The sequence below is a fragment of the Streptomyces sp. NPDC048278 genome, assembly GCF_040652195.1.
GTDB lineage: Bacteria > Actinomycetota > Actinomycetes > Streptomycetales > Streptomycetaceae > Streptomyces.
Genome location: NZ_JBEZLP010000020.1, coordinates 139,294 through 155,551 on the forward strand (window position 1 = coordinate 139,294; position 16,258 = coordinate 155,551).

The 16,258-nt window shown below is 70.1% G+C and carries 16 protein-coding genes; 5 read left to right on the plus strand and 11 right to left on the minus strand.

Translation table 11 applies throughout. From position 1 onward, the window contains the following. Window positions 1-305 precede the first annotated feature (305 nt). From AB0D74_RS30495 to AB0D74_RS30505, 3 genes are read left to right on the plus strand one after another with little or no spacing between them, the layout of a single operon-like run. On the plus strand, window positions 306-1,853 hold the full coding sequence (locus AB0D74_RS30495; protein ID WP_362594125.1) for a circularly permuted type 2 ATP-grasp protein: 1,548 nt from the start codon (window positions 306-308) through the stop codon (window positions 1,851-1,853). Next, entirely contained in the window at window positions 1,850-2,782 is a 933-nt protein-coding gene (locus AB0D74_RS30500) for an alpha-E domain-containing protein (RefSeq protein WP_362594128.1), read from the plus strand. The genes AB0D74_RS30495 and AB0D74_RS30500 overlap by 4 nt, the downstream gene beginning before the upstream one ends. 1 nt (window position 2,783) lies before the next feature. Next, window positions 2,784-3,626: a transglutaminase family protein gene (locus AB0D74_RS30505; RefSeq protein ID WP_362594131.1), complete on the plus strand. Its 843-nt coding sequence runs from the start codon at window positions 2,784-2,786 to the stop codon at window positions 3,624-3,626. 476 nt (window positions 3,627-4,102) lie between these two features. Here the strand turns inward: AB0D74_RS30505 and AB0D74_RS30510 are convergent, their stop codons facing one another. The 4 genes from AB0D74_RS30510 to AB0D74_RS30525 all read right to left on the minus strand — a co-directional run bounded on the left by AB0D74_RS30510 (window position 4,103) and on the right by AB0D74_RS30525 (window position 6,556). Continuing rightward, window positions 4,103-4,393, minus strand: coding sequence for a hypothetical protein (locus tag AB0D74_RS30510; RefSeq protein WP_362594134.1), 291 nt, complete (start codon window positions 4,391-4,393; stop codon window positions 4,103-4,105). 143 nt (window positions 4,394-4,536) lie between these two features. Then, window positions 4,537-4,836, minus strand: a complete 300-nt coding sequence (locus AB0D74_RS30515) for a hypothetical protein (RefSeq protein WP_362594137.1) — start codon at window positions 4,834-4,836, stop codon at window positions 4,537-4,539. A gap of 105 nt (window positions 4,837-4,941) precedes the next feature. Then, window positions 4,942-5,793 carry a helix-turn-helix transcriptional regulator gene (locus tag AB0D74_RS30520; RefSeq protein WP_362594140.1) on the minus strand — a complete coding sequence of 284 codons (852 nt, stop codon included), beginning with the start codon at window positions 5,791-5,793 and terminating at the stop codon, window positions 4,942-4,944. 19 nt (window positions 5,794-5,812) lie between these two features. Further along, complete coding sequence (locus tag AB0D74_RS30525; RefSeq protein ID WP_362594143.1) at window positions 5,813-6,556, minus strand: DUF6879 family protein; 744 nt, start codon at window positions 6,554-6,556, stop codon at window positions 5,813-5,815. A gap of 175 nt (window positions 6,557-6,731) precedes the next feature. On the opposite strand from AB0D74_RS30525, the gene AB0D74_RS30530 reads away from it, so the two are divergent. After that, complete coding sequence (locus AB0D74_RS30530; protein WP_362594146.1) at window positions 6,732-6,938, plus strand: hypothetical protein; 207 nt, start codon at window positions 6,732-6,734, stop codon at window positions 6,936-6,938. Window positions 6,939-7,390: 452 nt separating this feature from the next. Here the strand turns inward: AB0D74_RS30530 and AB0D74_RS30535 are convergent, their stop codons facing one another. After that, entirely contained in the window at window positions 7,391-7,546 is a 156-nt protein-coding gene (locus AB0D74_RS30535) for a hypothetical protein (RefSeq protein ID WP_362594149.1), read from the minus strand. Window positions 7,547-7,778: 232 nt separating this feature from the next. Next, the gene (locus AB0D74_RS30540) at window positions 7,779-8,885 is read right to left on the minus strand and encodes a substrate-binding domain-containing protein (protein ID WP_362594152.1); all 1,107 of its coding nucleotides are present in this window, start codon (window positions 8,883-8,885) and stop codon (window positions 7,779-7,781) included. Window positions 8,886-9,178: 293 nt separating this feature from the next. Between AB0D74_RS30540 and AB0D74_RS30545 the strand changes: the two genes are divergently transcribed. Then, window positions 9,179-10,876, plus strand: a complete 1,698-nt coding sequence (locus tag AB0D74_RS30545; RefSeq protein WP_362594155.1) for a PA14 domain-containing protein — start codon at window positions 9,179-9,181, stop codon at window positions 10,874-10,876. Between the two features lie 50 nt (window positions 10,877-10,926). Here AB0D74_RS30545 and AB0D74_RS30550 read toward each other — a convergent pair whose 3' ends face one another. From AB0D74_RS30550 to AB0D74_RS30570, 5 genes are all read right to left on the minus strand, one after another. Further along, window positions 10,927-11,373, minus strand: coding sequence for a helix-turn-helix domain-containing protein (locus AB0D74_RS30550; protein ID WP_351713617.1), 447 nt, complete (start codon window positions 11,371-11,373; stop codon window positions 10,927-10,929). Window positions 11,374-11,378: 5 nt separating this feature from the next. Continuing rightward, on the minus strand, window positions 11,379-12,557 hold the full coding sequence (dnaJ, locus tag AB0D74_RS30555; RefSeq protein WP_362594158.1) for a molecular chaperone DnaJ: 1,179 nt from the start codon (window positions 12,555-12,557) through the stop codon (window positions 11,379-11,381). Window positions 12,558-12,593: 36 nt separating this feature from the next. Further along, on the minus strand, window positions 12,594-13,250 hold the full coding sequence (gene grpE / locus AB0D74_RS30560; protein WP_362594161.1) for a nucleotide exchange factor GrpE: 657 nt from the start codon (window positions 13,248-13,250) through the stop codon (window positions 12,594-12,596). Beyond that, window positions 13,247-15,085 carry a molecular chaperone DnaK gene (gene dnaK, locus AB0D74_RS30565; RefSeq protein ID WP_362594164.1) on the minus strand — a complete coding sequence of 613 codons (1,839 nt, stop codon included), beginning with the start codon at window positions 15,083-15,085 and terminating at the stop codon, window positions 13,247-13,249. The genes grpE and dnaK overlap by 4 nt, the downstream gene beginning before the upstream one ends. Window positions 15,086-15,179: 94 nt before the next feature. Further along, entirely contained in the window at window positions 15,180-16,199 is a 1,020-nt protein-coding gene (locus tag AB0D74_RS30570; RefSeq protein ID WP_362594167.1) for an MraY family glycosyltransferase, read from the minus strand. Window positions 16,200-16,258 lie beyond the last annotated feature (59 nt).

Genomic DNA, 16,258 nt, shown 5'->3' on the forward strand with positions numbered 1-16,258 from the left:
GGCGCCGTAATACCCGGATGTGACCGGATTTCGCACCGCCTCCGCCGGTCGCGTTGCAACAAGATGACGGTGGTGGCAGGGGGGTGTGCGCGGCATCGTGGGTGCCGCTTCCCACGGGTGTCCCCGGACACCCGGCGGGGCCCCGGTCCATCCTCCCCCGATCGGACCGGGGCCCCGTGCAACGCGCCCACGGGGGAGGTGCGTTGCAGGGAGGGTCGCTCGCGGGCACGTGACGCGGCGGTCCCGGCGAATCCCCGAAATCCGCCAGTGATCGCCGCGTTACGTGCCCGCTCTAACGTCCCTGCATGGCGGACATATTCGACGCGTACGCGTTGGCCGACGCGTGGGACGAGATGTTTGTGCGGCCGGGTGAGGTCAGGACCGCCTATGAGCCGGTACTGGCTGCGCTCCAGCCGATCGAACCGAGTGAACTGCGGTTCCGGGCCGACCAGATGGCCCGGGCCTTCACCGACCGGGGGGTGACCTACGCCTTCGCGGGCGAGGAACGGCCCTGGCCACTGGACCTGGTGCCGAGGATCCTCGACGCCCTGGAATGGGATCTCATACGAAGAGGCGTGGCCCAGCGCGTGCGGGCCCTGGAGGCCTATCTGGCCGACGCCTACGGACACGCGCGGGCCTTCGAGGACGGGGTGGTGCCCTGGCGGCTGCTCCTTGGCTCACCGCACTTCCACCGGGCGGCACACGCGGTGGAGCCGCCCGGCGGGGTGCGCATCCATGTGGCCGGAATCGACCTGGTCCGCGACGAGGCCGGCGCGTTCCGGGTGCTCGAGGACAACGTGCGGGTGCCCAGCGGGGTGTCGTACGTCATCGAGAACCGCAGGGCGATGACCCGGGTCTTCCCCTCGCTCTTCGCCGAGCAGCACGTGCTGCCGGTGGACGGGTACCCGGGGCGGCTGCTCGCCGCCCTCCGGGCCGCCGCGCCGGGCGGGGCGGCGAGCGATCCCCGGGTGGTCGTCCTCACCCCCGGGCCGAGCAACGCGGCCTACTTCGAACACGCCCTGCTGGCCCGGCTGATGGGCGTGCAGCTGGTGGAAGGGCACGACCTCGTGTGCCGGAGCAACCGGGTCTGGATGCGCACGACCCGCGGCGAGGTGCCCGTGCACGTCGTGTACCGGCGCCTCGACGACGACTTCCTCGACCCGCTGCACTTCCGCCCCGACTCGGTGATCGGCTGCCCCGGCATCCTGAGCGCCGCCATCGCAGGGAACGTCACACTCGCGAACGCCGTGGGCAACGGCATCGCGGACGACAAACTCCTCTACACCTACGTCCCGGACCTGATCCGCTACTACCTCGGGGAGGAGCCGGTCCTCCCCAACGTCGAGTCCTACCGACCCGACGAACCAGGCCAGTTGGCGGCCGTCCTCGACCAGCTCGACCAGCTGGTCGTGAAGCCCGTCGACGGGGCCGGCGGGCAGGGCATCGTGATCGGCCCGAAGGCCGACCGGGCAACCCTGGAACGCACTCGCAAAGCCGTCGCGGCCGACCCGCGCGGCTTCATCGCCCAGCGCCCGGTCGCCCTCTCCACCTCCCCCACCCTCTCGGGTGAACGGATGGCCCCGCGCCACATTGACCTGCGGCCGTTCGCCGTGAACGACGGCGACGGCATCTGGGTACTGCCCGGCGGCCTCACCCGGGTCGCGCTCCAGGAGGGCAACCTGATCGTCAACTCCAGCCAGGGCGGCGGCTCCAAGGACACCTGGGTGCTCGCCGAGGGCCCCGCCGAACGCCCCGAGCCGGTCGACGCGGGCCCGATCCCCGCCGTCGCCCCGCGCCGCCTGGGCCCCGACGGCACCCGTGCGGTCGTACCGGAAGGAGCGCAGCAGCAGTGAACGACGTGATCCTCTCCCGTATCGCCGAGTCGCTGACCTGGACCGGGCGGTACGTCGAACGGGCCGACGCCACCGGGCGGATCCTCGACGCCTACCTGCACCGGATGCTGGAGGACCCCTGGCGCGACGAGGACGCGGCCTGCCGGTCGCTGTACGCGATCCTCGGCGTGGACGCCGGCGCGGCCCGGGTGGACATGCAGCAGGTCCTGGACCAGCTCGCCTTCGACGCCCGCTCCACCTGCTCCATCGAGGGCGCGCTGGGCGCCGCCCGGCTCAACGCGCGCAGCGCCCGGGAGGCCGTCTCCTCGGAGATGTGGGAGTGCCTCAACTCCACCTGGCACGCGCTCGGCGACCGGCGCCGCGCGGCCCGCCGCACCGGCCCCTACGCCTACCTGGAGCTGGTCCGCAGCCGGGCCGCGCTCTTCTTCGGCCTCGCCGACTCGACGATGAGCCGGGACGACAGCTGGCGGTTCGTGGTCCTCGGGCGGAGCCTGGAGCGGGTGGACATGACCGTACGGCTGCTCTCGGTGCGGGTGCTGGACGCGGCGCACGCGCCGGACTGGCCGACGCTGCTCAGCGCGAGCGGCGCCGACGAGGCGTACGCACGGGTGCACAGCGGGTTCGGCGACACCCCGCGGGTGGCCGAATTCCTGCTCCTGGACCGGGACTTCCCGCGTTCGGCGCTGCACGCGCTGACCACGGCCGAGGAGTGCCTGGCCGCGCTCGGGCGGCCCCGCCAGGACCCCGCCCGCTCCCCGGTCGGGCGGGCTCGCACCCGCCTCGAATACCTCGACACCGCCTCCCTTGAGGCACAGCTGCCGGTCCTGCTGCGCGATCTCCAGCAGGCCTGCATGGCGTGCGCCGACGCGGTGGCGGAGCGGTTCTTCCCGTACCAGGGGCCCGTCGAGTGGGCCCAGGAAGGAGCCTGAGATGGCTCGTCGCCTCCGGATCCGGCACACCACCCGGGTCTCCTACGCGCAGCCCGCGGCCTCCTCGCACAACGAGGTGCGGATGACCCCGCTGACCCTGCCGGGGCAGACCACGCTGGACGCGCGGGTCACGGTGCAGCCGGCGACCGCCGTCTGGTCGTACTGGGACTACTGGGGCACCCAGGTCACCGGCTTCGACCTCCTTGAACCGCACGAGGATCTGACGATCACCGCGTCGAGTCTGGTGGAGACGGTGGCGCCGGGGCCGCTGCCGGCCGCGCCGGGGTGGGCGGAGCTGGCCGAACGGGCGGCGGGGTCACGGCTGTCGGAGTTCGTGAACCCGACCGGGCGCACCTCGGTGCCGAAGAAGCTGGTACGGAAGGCGCTGGCCGCCGGGGAGGGGCTGGGCCCGCACGAGGCCGCGGTGGCCGTCTCGGAGCTGGTCGCCGACCGCGTGGCCTACCTGCCGGGGGCGACCGGCGTGAACACCTCCCCCGCGGAGGCGTGGGCCCAGCGGGCCGGCGTCTGCCAGGACATCACCCACCTCACCATCGCCCTGCTGCGGGGGCTGGGGCTGCCGTCCCGGTACGTCTCCGGGTACCTGCACCCGGAGCGCGAGGCGGAACCGAACCGGCCCGTCGCCGGGCAGAGCCACGCGTGGATCGAGTACTGGGCCGGCGACTGGTGCGGGTACGACCCGACGAACCGGGTGCGGGCCGGGGAGGACCACGTGGTGGTGGGCCGTGGCCGCGACTACGACGACGTCACCCCGCACAAGGGGATCTACCGCGGGGTGCCGGGAGGGGCCCCGGAAGTGACCGTCGAATTCACAAGGGTCGCATAACCGCCCGCGGCCACGCGGGGGACTGCTCGCGCAGTTCCTCCCCCAGGTGGCTGCGGGCAGGCATGCCTCCCCCAATGCCTCAAAGGCCCGGGCAGTTCCCCCAGGCGGCCCGGGTGGGCGATGGGGGTGCCCCCCCCCCCCCGCGAGTGAAGGTGGAATTTCCTCTGCGCCTCTGTAGCCGCGCCGAAAGGACGGGACCGAGGCCGGGGCCGCCGTGCTGTGCGCGCCGGGGAGCGATGCGGTCGGCCGGTGCCGCCGGAGCCTCGAAGCTCTTGAGCGGCGCGGGCTCGTCGTCCAGGACGGCGACCGCTGGCGGATGGCGGGCTGACCGGCGAACTGCTCCCGTCCCGCGGCGTCCTGGCCACCAGGAAACGCCTTCGACCTCGCGGGCGAACTCCGCGCACCCGGGGCCCTGCGCCCCGCAGACGGCCGCAGGGCGGATCGGGATCACTCGGGCACGTGGCGAATGGTTTGGATCAGAAGGCCACACCGTCGACGCGTGTGATCGGAAACGTGGTCGGGTTCGTCTCTGTCGGGGGCAGGCCCGCCCCCTCGGCAGCCTGCCAGGTGCCTACCCGTCCGTCCGGGAGCCGCAGCCCGAACTCGGGATGATTGGCGATCGCCTGCCAGATCTCGACGGCACGGATGGTCATGGTCCCCGCCCAATACGGGTCGCGGATCCCGTCGGGCACCTCTCGGACGTTGATCCGTACGGGTGCTTCGCCTGCTTCAGTGACGGCCGTTGCGGTGCCGTTGTATTGCGTCATGTCTGAACAGCGTAGCCACTCGTGGCGTGTGAGCCTGGTGTGCTCGCCGGGGCACTGGTCATGACCAGCCGAGGGTGAGGCGCTCCAGTTGGACCAGGCGCTCCAACGCTGCAGCAATGGCAGTCAGGCCCTGATCTGCCGCCTCACGTTGGCTTGCGGAACTCCTCCTGCTCCGTTGCCTCCTGTGCCTGGTCTTCCGGGGTCATCCTCCCCAGCCACACGAACGGGTTCTGCGCCTCAGGCGCGTGAATCCTCGCACCAGTCCAGGACAGTGCCGCCTTGGTCACGTGTGAGAACAACTTGCGGTCCGTCCGACGCCACGAAAGATCACGCAGCGCTTCACCCAGATCGCGGCGCCCTTCAGCCTTGAACCAGTCCTCCCGCTTCGGCTCTTCCTGGATCTCCTTGAACAGTCCGCGAAGGGTGGCGAGATGGGCTCTCAAGGCGTCATCGTCCGGCCCCAGCGCCCTCTTGTGGCGTCGTGTCAGCCAGGCGACGAAAGCTCAACCCTCCGATGCCATTGCAGGGTTCGGCCGGCGAGGGGGTGATCAGACGAGATTCAGGGACCGACGCGTGTGGCTGATCAGGTTCTGCGCGTCGGCGCCGAACACGGCCGACTCCCGCAGGGTCCGCCAGGTGCGGAGGTACAGGGCGATCGAGTCGGCGTCGTCGATCCACAGTTCGGCGTGCCAGACCTCGACCATGACGAGGCGCTCGTCATGGACCCAGAAGCCGCCGGTCGGCGGGATCTTCAGCGACGCGGTGAACGGGATGATCCCGAGGTGGACCGTGTCCAGGCCGACCAGTCCGAAGAGGCGGTCGAGCTGCGCGGCGAGGATCGAGGGCGGACAGATCAGCGATCTCAGCGCGGTCTCGCCGATCAGGATCTCGAAGCGCCTGTGATCGTCGTAGAGAAGCTCTTGCCGCTTCAGGCGGGCGCGCACGGCAGCCTCGGTGTCCGGGGGGGAGCGCTGGAGTTCCGCGTACCGGTTGAAGACGTGCCGGGCGTAGTCGGCGGTCTGAAGAATCCCCGGCACGGTCACCGACTCGAAGCCGTGCACGACGGCTGAGCGCTCGTACTCGGCGGCGATCGTCTGCTGTACCGGCTGGTGCCCGGCGGCGAGCCGGCGCCGCCATGAGCGGATATGCGACTCGAACCCCCTGAGCCGGGCCAGGAGTTCGCCGTAGGCGTCGGGCTGGCCGGTGGCCTCCGCCCATGCCCGCAGGTCCTCGGGCGTCGCGGTTTGCTTCCCGTTCTCCAGCTTCGAGATCTTGGGCTGTGGCCACCCGAGAAGTGCAGCGAGGCGGGTACCGGTGAGAGGTCCGTCCGGCGCGGACATGCGCAGCTCTCGCAGGCGCACCCCGAGCGCCTCGCGTGCCTGCTGGTAGTCCGTCGTCACCCGTATCCGTCCCGCTCTTCTAGCTGGTGGCCGATGCGAGCAGCTGGAACGGGACGGCGTGGTGCCAGGCCGCGTCACGGAGCATCGCGTACCTGATCACCTCGGCCGGTTCGGTGATCAGCTCCACGTCGTGGAACTCGTCGGTGTCGTCGAAGTTGATCCGGGCGACCAAGCGCGAGTCGAAGATCCAGAAGTCTTCGTTGCCGAGCTTCAGCCGGTCGGCGTCCTCGCGGCGCAGGGTGCGGGTGTCTTCCCCGAGATCGGTGTTCCGCCCGGCGTTGACCATGAGGTAGCGCTGACCGGTGGTCGGCGGGTCGTCGACCACCCGGACTCGGGCGACAGTCTTCCCAGCCGCCGTCTGACGCCTGATCGTCTCGCAGTACCAGGTGGTCATGTCCCAGTCGACGCGACCCTCGGCGAGGTACTGCGCGTAGGTCTCGGTCGACTCGTCGGACGCGTACCGGCGCCGGGTCTCCAGCCGCCAGGCGGTGTGCTCGAAGATCTCGAACAGCCGGTTGAAGGCGTCGACGTCGATCATGCGAGCCTGCCGGGTGCGGTCCTTGGGCGCCCAGTCGGTGATCAGCTCCCGCGGGACGACGATCGCGACCTCACCGGGACCGAGGTGCTGGAGCTGGGCAACGTCCTCGGGGTCGGTCAGCGGCGGGCCGTGCACGATCACCTCGCCGGTGCCGGTGTCCTCGTGGATCGACGGGCAGCCGGTGTCCCCGCTGCCGGTTCCGTTGAAGCGGATGTTGCGCGTCATGGGCCCCTCCCTCATTGGGTCGTGCTCGATGATCCGATCATGTCGCCGGAGCGAACCGCCCGGCTATGCCCGCCCTGCCCCTCCGTGAGAATCTTCCGGCATACCAGCCCCCCACCCGAGAATAACTGCGCATATCCGCTCGCCGGCTCAACCACTCAGCCGTGACGGTGAGTTCATGACCACTGCACAGAAGCCGGGCCCGACCGAAGCCGTCGAGGCGGTCGAGGTTCTGCGCGGAGCACTGACGGCTGCGAGTATCGTCCTGCCGTCCCTGGGGGCCGATACTGCCTCCCCTGCCCTGAATCTGATCAGCCTCGGGCGGGTGCACGCAGACGTCGCGCTCCGGCTTGCGGACGTCCTCCGGCGGGGGTGCGGCGTATGAGCGCGTCGACCACCGACGAGGGGACCCCGTCGGAAGAGTGCGCGCTGGCCGGTCGGCCAGGGTACGAAGATCTGCATGATCAGTGCAGGCAGATCACAGACGTCAAGCTGCCGCACTCGAACGGCCTGCTCCTGATCCGGCGGTGCGGCTGCGGGTGCCACCGTCCCGGCGGCGATCGGTCGTGACGATCACGAGTCCGCCGGTCTGCCGACACGGCGACGAGACGATCACCGGCCCCGCAGACGCGGTGGTCATCGGGCACGACCTCGGCAACTCCGGCCCGGGATGGACGATCCACGCGCACCGTGATCACGTCGACCTGGTCGACCTGATCGACCCGGTGGTCCTCGGCATCGTGGTCCGACTCTGGGCTGCGCGACACCTGCTGTGGCCCCCAACAGCACGAAGCCGCCCGGTTGCCGATGCAGGGCGGCTTCGTCACGCCCGGATGATCAGTCGGTGGTGATCCACTGGATCCGGTCGGCCGCCGCCTCGGACGCGGAATCCGCGACCGGCTTGATCGGTGCCTCACCGAGGAGCTGGGGGATCAGCAGCAGGGCCGCGGTCTGCCGCCGGACGTCGGTCGGCGTGATCGGTGCGCCGTACACCCAGCACTTGACCGTGCCGATGAACTCGTGCTGACCGGCGCCGGGCTTGGTCGTCTTCCGACGGGGTCGGCGAGGATCACACCGACCTGCTTGAAGAGCGTCACGCCCGAACTCGGCCTTCCCTCTCCTCGGATGGTGCACCCCAGAGGAATTCGGGAAGCCGAGCATGGGGGGGGAGGCACCCGGCAGGGGCCGGTAGGCGTTCCCACCCCTGCCCGGTTGCCCCGCAGGGCTACTTGAGGCCTGCCTCCGTGCATGCGGTCTTGTAGGCGGCCGTGCAGATCTGCGAGATCTTGTAGATGCCGTCCGCGACGACGGTGTCCTTGATCTTGCTCTTGGTCACGGCGCTGACCTGCACCAGCTGGGACGGGATGTCCTTGTTGGTCGGGCTGTCCACGGTGTCCTGGGTGAGCGCGTCGAACTGGATGTCCTTGCCCTGCACCTTGTAGACGGCCATCTGGGCGGCGGCCTCGGCCTCGTCCGGGTACGGCTTGTAGACGGTCATGTACTGCTCGCCGATGAGGATCCGCTGGATGGCGTCGAGGTCCGCGTCCTGGCCGGTGATCGGCGGCATGTTGGTGACGCCGGCCGCCTTGAGGGCCTTGACGATGCCGCCGGCCATCGCGTCGTTGGCGGAGTAGACGGCGGCGATGTTGTCCTTGCCGAGCGAGCTGATCGCCCTGGTGACCTCCTGCTCGGCGATGTCCGGGTTCCAGTCCTTGGTGTCGTACGAGTCCGCGATCGTCACCTTGCCGTTCAGCTCGGACACGGCGCCCGTCTTGAACTGCTTGGCGTTCGGGTCGGTCGGCGAGCCGTTGACCATGACGACCTTGTCGGAGGTGTCGACGTTCGACCCGATGCCCTCCAGGAGCGTGCGGGCCTGGACCTCACCGACCAGCTCGTTGTCGAAGGAGACGTACGCGTCGATCGGGCCCTCGGCGAGGCGGTCGTAGGCGATGACCGGGATGCCCGCGGCCTTGGCCTTCTTCACCGTGCCCGCGATGGCGTGCGCGTCGACGGAGTCCAGGATGATCACGTCGACCTTCTCGTCGATCATCTTCTGCATCTGCGTCGCCTGCGTGGCGGCGGACGACGCGGCGTTCTGGTAGTCGACCTTGCCCTGCTTGTTGGTGAGCTCGGCGATCTTCGAGGCCATGATCGGGTAGTCGAAGTTGGTGTACCGGGTGTTGATCTTGTCCGGCATCAGCACGCCCACCGTGATGTCGTTGCCCTTCGTCGGGCTCGCGGACGTCGACGATCCTGTCGCGTTGAGCGCGCCGCAGCCGGCAAGCGAAAGGGTCATCGTGGACGCGGCCACAAACATGGCTATACGACGCATACGGGGGCTCACTTCAGGTGCGTTCCGGACGTGGGCTGCTTTGCGACCCAGATGTCTGAAAAGCCAACGCGTACGTCACACCCGGCGTCAAGCGGAACTACTTAACGAGTGCGCAACACCACGCTCCGCTGCACCTGCGAAGGAGGAGCGGAACCCCCTCCAAACACTCTTTACGGACCCTCCATCCAAAGGGAGTTCATGGGTAGGCAAAGATCCGTACAACCAACGCGCTTCCTCACGAGTCGACATCCGGAACGACCGTCTCCGTCGTTCGGATACGACCAGAGGATCGAATGAACCAAGCCAGACGCAGCGCGGCCGTCGCCGTCGTGCTCGCCACCGCCGGCACGCTGCTCGGCGGCGCCGTCGTGACCGCGTCGGCGGCCACGACCTGCAACTCGCCGGTCTTCACGCGGCAGATGTTCGCGAACACCACGTTCAAGGGCGCCCCGAAGAAGACCGCCTGCGACTCCGCGGTCGACGAGACCTGGAGCGGCGCCCCCGCCTCCGGCCTCCCCAAGGACGGCTTCGGCGTCCGCTGGACCGTCACCCGCGACTTCGGCTCCGGCGGCCCCTTCGCCCTCACCGCCTCCGGCCTCGACGGCATCCGGGTCTACGTCGACGGCACCCGCCGCATCGACCTGTGGAAGAACACCACCAGGACGGTGGCCAAGACCGTCAACGTGACCGTCCCCAAGGGCAGGCACACTCTTCGCGTCGACTACGCCAACTTCACCGGCGGCGCCAAGGTCAACTTCACGTACGCACCCCGCACTTCGGCGAGCGTCGACACCGTCGGGCCCCTCGCGCCGACCGGAGCTGCGGTGTCGTACGACGCCGCGACCGGCAAGGCCCGGCTGACCTGGTCGAAGAACAACGAGATGGACCTCGCGGGCTACCGGGTCTACCGGCGACCGCAGGGCCAGACGTTCGGCACCACCCCGTTCGCCACGACCACCGGCACGGTGGCCACGGACACCACTCTGCCGGTGACCGGCGCGACCTACTGCTACGAGGTCCGCGCCTACGACAGAGCGGGCAACGAGTCGACGGGCACCGCGGACCGGCCCATCACCACCGCGGACCGGACCGCGCCGGACGTGCCGACCGGAGTGAGCGCGAACGGCTCGGTGACCGCGACGGGCGGTACCGGCGGGTTGAAGGTCGTGTGGAACAAGGTCGCCGACGCGACCGCGTACCGCGTCTTCCGGGCTCCGAGCAGCAACGGCACCTACACCGAGCTGGCCCGCACGAACGAACCGTCGTACCTGGACACCTCGGCCGCCGAGAGCGTCGTGTACTACTACCGTGTCTCGGCCGTCGACGCCGCGGGCAACGAGTCCGCCCGGTCCGCGACCGGGTACGGCAAGATCTGGGACGACGACCCGCCACCGCTGGTGACCGGGCTCGACGTCACCCCGACCGAGTACGGCTTCCGGCTGGTCTGGGACAAGAATCCGGCCGAGGACCTCAAGTACTACACCGTGTACTGGGGCGAGCTCTGGGGCGACGAGGACGAACAGGTCTGCGCCGGCAGCCTGGTCGACTACGTCTCGCCCGGCGACACCTCCTACGACTACGGCACGCTTCCCGACGGCGACGAGGTCTGCTTCTTCGTCGACGCCGTGGACGACGAGGGCAATTCCGCCATGAAGTGGAACGGCCCGGCGTCGGCCGTGCCCGTGACCGAGCTCGACATGACACCGGAGGTCGCGACGCCCGAGGGCTCGCCGGTCCGGCCGGCGGCGACCCCCTCGGACTCGGGCGGTGCCGATCTGTCCTGGAACGCGGTGGCCGACGCGACCGGCTACCAGGTCTACCACTGGAACCGGGACACGAAGGCGTACGAGAAGCTGGCGTCCACGACCGGCACCTCCTACCACGACACCGCTGCCGCCAGGGGGACGACCCACTTCTACCGGGTCACCGCCCTGTACGCCGACGGCACGGAGTCGGAGCCCGGCGGGGACTGGGCGGTCCTGAAGCCGTAGCCACGAGAAGGGCCCCGGCCTGCGGCCGGGGCCCTTCCTCGCACGGGTTGCTAGTCCTTGGCCTTCTTCGGCCGCCACACCACCAGTGCGCTGGTCTGCTGGACCTCCTGGTACGGGACCAGGTCGCGGCGGTAGGAGGCGTGGACGGCGGCCTCGCGCTGCTGCATCGCGGTCGCCGCGCCGTCGACCGCCGCCTGGAGTTCCGCCACGCGCTGCTGGAGCGCTATGACCTGGTTCTCCAGTTCGATGATGCGCTTGATGCCGGCCAGGTTGATGCCCTCGTCCTGGGACAGCGCCTGCACCTGGCGGAGCAGTTCGATGTCGCGGGCCGAGTAGCGGCGGCCCCGCCCGGCCGTGCGGTCAGGGGAGACCAGGCCGAGGCGGTCGTACTGGCGCAGCGTCTGCGGGTGCAGTCCGGAGAGCTGGGCCGCCACCGAAATGACGTAGACCGGGGTCTCCTCGGTCAGTTCATAAGGGTTACGTCGACGGCCGTCCATCTCTGTCATGCTCCCTTCGCGGCCTCGAACAGCTCGGCCCGCGGGTCCTCGTCCGCGGTCGCCTCGCGATACGCCTCCAGCGCGTCACGAGCATTCCCCGACAGGTCCTTCGGGACACTCACCTCGACGGTGACCAACAGGTCGCCGCGGGTGCCGTCCTTGCGGACCGCGCCCTTGCCACGGGCGCGCATGGTGCGGCCGTTGGGCGTGCCCGGGGGCAGCTTGAGGGTGACCGGCGGTCCGCCCAGGGTCGGGACCCTCACCTCGCCGCCGAGCGCCGCCTCGGTGAAGGTCACCGGGACGGTCACCGTGAGGTTGTCCTCCTTGCGCCCGAACACCGGGTGGGTGTCCACGTGCACCATGACGTACAGGTCGCCCGCGGGGCCGCCGCGTTCGCCCGGTGCGCCCTTGCCGCGGAGCCGGATGCGCTGGCCGTCGGTCACCCCGGCGGGGATGCGGACCTGCATGGTCCGGGACGACTTGGCGCGACCGCTGCCCTTGCAGTCCAGGCAGGGGTGCTCCGCGATCAGGCCGCGGCCCTTGCAGTCGGGGCAGGGGTCGGTCAGCGAGAAGCCGCCGCCGGAGCCCCGCGCCACCTGCCCGGTGCCGACGCAGGTCGGGCACACCCGCGGGGTGCCGTTCTTGTCGCCGGTGCCCGAACAGGCCTTGCACGGGGACTGCGAGGACATCCGCAGCGGGACCGTGGCGCCCTCGATGGCCTCCGTGAAACTGAGCGTGACCTCGGACTCGATGTCCTGGCCGCGCCTGGGCTGGGTACGGCCGGCCGTGCCGCCGCCCCGGTTGAACAGGCCTCCCAGGACGTCACTGAAGCCGCCGCCGCCCCCGCCGAAGCCTCCCCCGCCCTGGGCGTTGCCGCCGAAGAGGTCGCCCAGGTCGAAGTTGAAGTTGCCGCCGCCCGCGCCCGGCCCCGGGCGGAACCCGCCGTTGCCGAAGAGGGCGCGGGCCTCGTCGTACTCCTTGCGCTTCTTGGGGTCGCCGAGTATGTCGTTCGCCTCGGAGATCTCCTTGAAGCGCTCCTCGGCCTTGGCGTTGCCCTTGTTGGCGTCCGGGTGGAACTCGCGGGCGAGCTTCCGGTACGCCTTCTTGATCTCGGCCTCGGTGGCGTCCTTGGGGACGCCGAGGACCTTGTAGTAGTCCTTCTCGATGAAGTCCTTGGTGCTCATCCCCGACGCCCCTCCTTCCGCTCGGTGCTTATGACGTCAGCCCTCCTCAGGGCCGTTGTCCTTCTCGTCCGCCGCCGCGGGGGCCTCTTCGGTCCCCTCGGCCTTCACCGCGGTCGCGCCCGGCTGCGGTTCGGCGACGGCCACCCGCGCGGGGCGGATGGTGCGCTCGCCGATGCGATACCCGGGCTGCAGGATGGCCACGCACGTTGTCTCGGTGACGTCCGGCGCGTAGCTGTGCATCAGCGCCTCGTGGATCGTCGGGTCGAAGGGCTCGCCCTCCTTGCCGAACTGCTGCAGGCCCATCTTCGCCGCGACCGTCTCCAGCGACTCGGCCACGGACTTGAAACCGCCGACCAGTTCGCCGTGTTCCCGGGCGCGGCCGATGTCGTCGAGCACGGGCAGGAGTTCGGTCAGGAGGTTCGCGATGGCGATCTCCCGGACCGTGATCCGGTCGCGCTCCACCCGGCGGCGGTAGTTCTGGTACTCGGCCTGGAGGCGCTGGAGGTCCGCGGTGCGCTCGCCGAGCGCGGTGCGTACCTGGTCCAGCTGCGCGGTCAGACCGGCCAGCTGTGCGCTTGAGTCCCCGGCCGGGGCCGCCCCCTGGGAGGGAGCGGCCTTCGGCCCGGCGTCGTCGGGGGTGGCGCCGGAGGGGACGTCGGGCTTCTCCTCGAAGCCCGGGGTCTCCTCCGTCACGCGGCACCGTCCTTGCGCTGCTCGTCGTCGACGATCTCGGCGTCCACCACGTCGTCCGCGGCGTCACCGGCGGGGGCACCGCCGGCCGCGGCACCGGCGGCCTGGGCGTCGGCGTACATGGCCTGGCCCAGCTTCTGGGAGACGGCCGCGACCTTCTCGGTGGCGGTGCGGATCTCGGCGGTGTCCTCGCCCTTGAGGGTCTCCTTGAGCTCCTCCAGGGAGGCCTCGACCTCGGTCTTGATCTCGCCGGGGACCTTGTCCTCGTTGTCCTTGAGGAACTTCTCCGTCTGGTAGACGAGCTGCTCGCCCTGGTTGCGGGTCTCGGCGGCCTCGCGGCGGCGGTGGTCCTCCTCCGCGTACTGCTCGGCCTCCTGGCGCATCCGGTCGACCTCGTCCTTCGGCAGCGAGGAGCCGCCGGTGACGGTCATCTTCTGCTCCTTGCCCGTGCCAAGGTCCTTGGCCGTGACGTGCATGATGCCGTTGGCGTCGATGTCGAAGGCGACCTCGATCTGCGGGACACCGCGCGGGGCCGGCGGCAGACCGGTCAGCTCGAACATGCCGAGCTTCTTGTTGTACGCCGCGATCTCGCGCTCGCCCTGGTAGACCTGGATCTGGACGGAGGGCTGGTTGTCCTCGGCGGTGGTGAAGATCTCGGACCGCTTGGTCGGGATCGTCGTGTTCCGCTCGATCAGCTTGGTCATGATGCCGCCCTTGGTCTCGATACCGAGGGACAGCGGGGTGACGTCGAGGAGCAGGACGTCCTTGACCTCGCCCTTGAGGACACCGGCCTGGAGCGCGGCGCCGATGGCGACGACCTCGTCCGGGTTGACGCCCTTGTTGGCGTCCTTGCCGCCGGTCAGCTCCTTGACGAGCTCGGCGACGGCGGGCATGCGGGTGGAACCGCCGACGAGGACGACGTGGTCGATCTCGCCGAGGTTGATGCCGGCGTCCTTGATGACGTTGTGGAACGGCGTCTTGCAGCGCTCCAGGAGGTCCGCGGTCAGCTGCTGGAACTGGGCGCGGGTGAGCTTCTCGTCGAGGTGCAGGGGGCCCTCGGCGGAGGCGGTGATGTAGGGCAGGTTGATCGAGGTCTCCGTGGAGGAGGACAGCTCGATCTTGGCCTTCTCGGCGGCCTCGCGGAGGCGCTGGAGGGCCATCTTGTCCTTGCCGAGGTCCACGCCGTGGCCGGCCGCGAACTGCTTGACCAGGTAGTCGACGACGCGCTGGTCCCAGTCGTCACCACCGAGGTGGTTGTCGCCGTTGGTGGCCTTCACCTCGACGACGCCGTCGCCGATCTCCAGGAGGGACACGTCGAAGGTGCCGCCACCGAGGTCGAAGACGAGGATCGTCTGGTCGTCCTTGTCGAGGCCGTACGCCAGCGCGGCGGCGGTCGGCTCGTTGACGATGCGCAGGACGTTCAGACCGGCGATCTCGCCGGCCTCCTTCGTCGCCTGGCGCTCGGAGTCGTTGAAGTAGGCCGGGACGGTGATGACCGCGTCGGTCACCTTCTCGCCCAGGTAGGCCTCGGCGTCCCGCTTGAGCTTCTGCAGGATGAACGCGGAGATCTGCTGGGGGTTGAAGTCCTTCCCGTCCAGCTGGATCTTCCAGTCGGTGCCCATGTGCCGCTTCACGGACCGGATGGTCCGGTCGACGTTGGTGACCGCCTGACGCTTGGCGACCTCGCCGACGAGGACTTCGCCGTTCTTCGCGAAGGCGACGACGGACGGCGTGGTCCGGGCACCCTCGGCGTTGGTGATGACGGTGGGCTCGCCGCCTTCAAGAACGCTGACGACGGAGTTAGTCGTGCCCAGGTCGATGCCGACCGCACGTGCCATGGTGATTTCCTCCAGCTGACTTGAGTGGAACGGACTCAAGTGTGCATCAAGCTTCGCCGTGGGTCAACAGACCTGAGTGGAGCAGACTCAAGTCTTATCCGTTCCTTACACGCAAGTGCCCGCTGACCTGCGTCGATACGGCGTCCCTGGGCCCGTACACCGGAACCCGAAGGAGTAGCAGCACGATGCTGAAGGTGACGCAGGCGACGCAGGTGGCGCCGGTCCGGGCGACCCAGCCGCCGTGCACGAGCACCCCGACGAGCACCCCGGCGAAGGACGCGGCGCCGAGGAGGACGGTCGCCCGCTGCGAGGTGAGCCCGAGGCGCCGCAGCCGGTGCCCGAGATGGTCGGGCCCGCGCCGCAGCACCGGCCGCCCGGCGAGGAGCCGCGAGAGCACGACGAGCAGGACGTCGGCGCTCGCCACGGCGGTGAGCGCGAACAGCACGCCCGCGCTGGCGGCGGGGTCGTACCCGGACCGGGTGACCAGCGCGGCGGCGGCCAGCACGAACCCGGTGAACAGGGAGCCGGTGGCGCCGAGGGCGATCCGCGCGGGCGCCCAGTTGTGCAGCAGGAACCCGGTCAGCGCCGCCGCGAGCACGCTCAGCAGCACCGCGAGCCCGTCCATCACCTCGGCGGCGGCACAGGCCCCGACCCCGAAGGCGGTCACCACCCCGACGGTCCCGGCGAGCCCGTCCGCGTGGTCGAGCCCCTTGAAGGCGACGGCGACGAAGGCGATCCAGCCCGCGCCGAGCACCCCGCCGACGATCCCGAACTCGCCGTACGGCACCACGCAGGCGGCTGCCACCGCCGTACCGAACAGCAGGAACCGCGTCTTCAGCCGCCAGACGTCGGCGACCACCCCGAGCAGCGCCACGGCCCCTCCGGCCGCCACCAGCTCCCCGACGCCGGTGCCGAGCGGGGCGACGCCGGTCCAGTCGCCGGCGAACGCGACCAGGCAGGTGGCGCCGACCACGGCGAAGCCGCCCAGCGCGGGCACCCGCCGGGCCCGCCGCCGGTCGACGAGTCCGAACCGCAGGGCACACGGGCGGATCAGCGCGGCGAGGAAGGCGGCGAGCAGGAAGGCGGTGGTGGCGGCGGCGATCCCGTAGAGCACAGGTCCAAATTAGACCTAAATGTAACAATTCTGTACGAATAACACGATCGGGTTGGGGC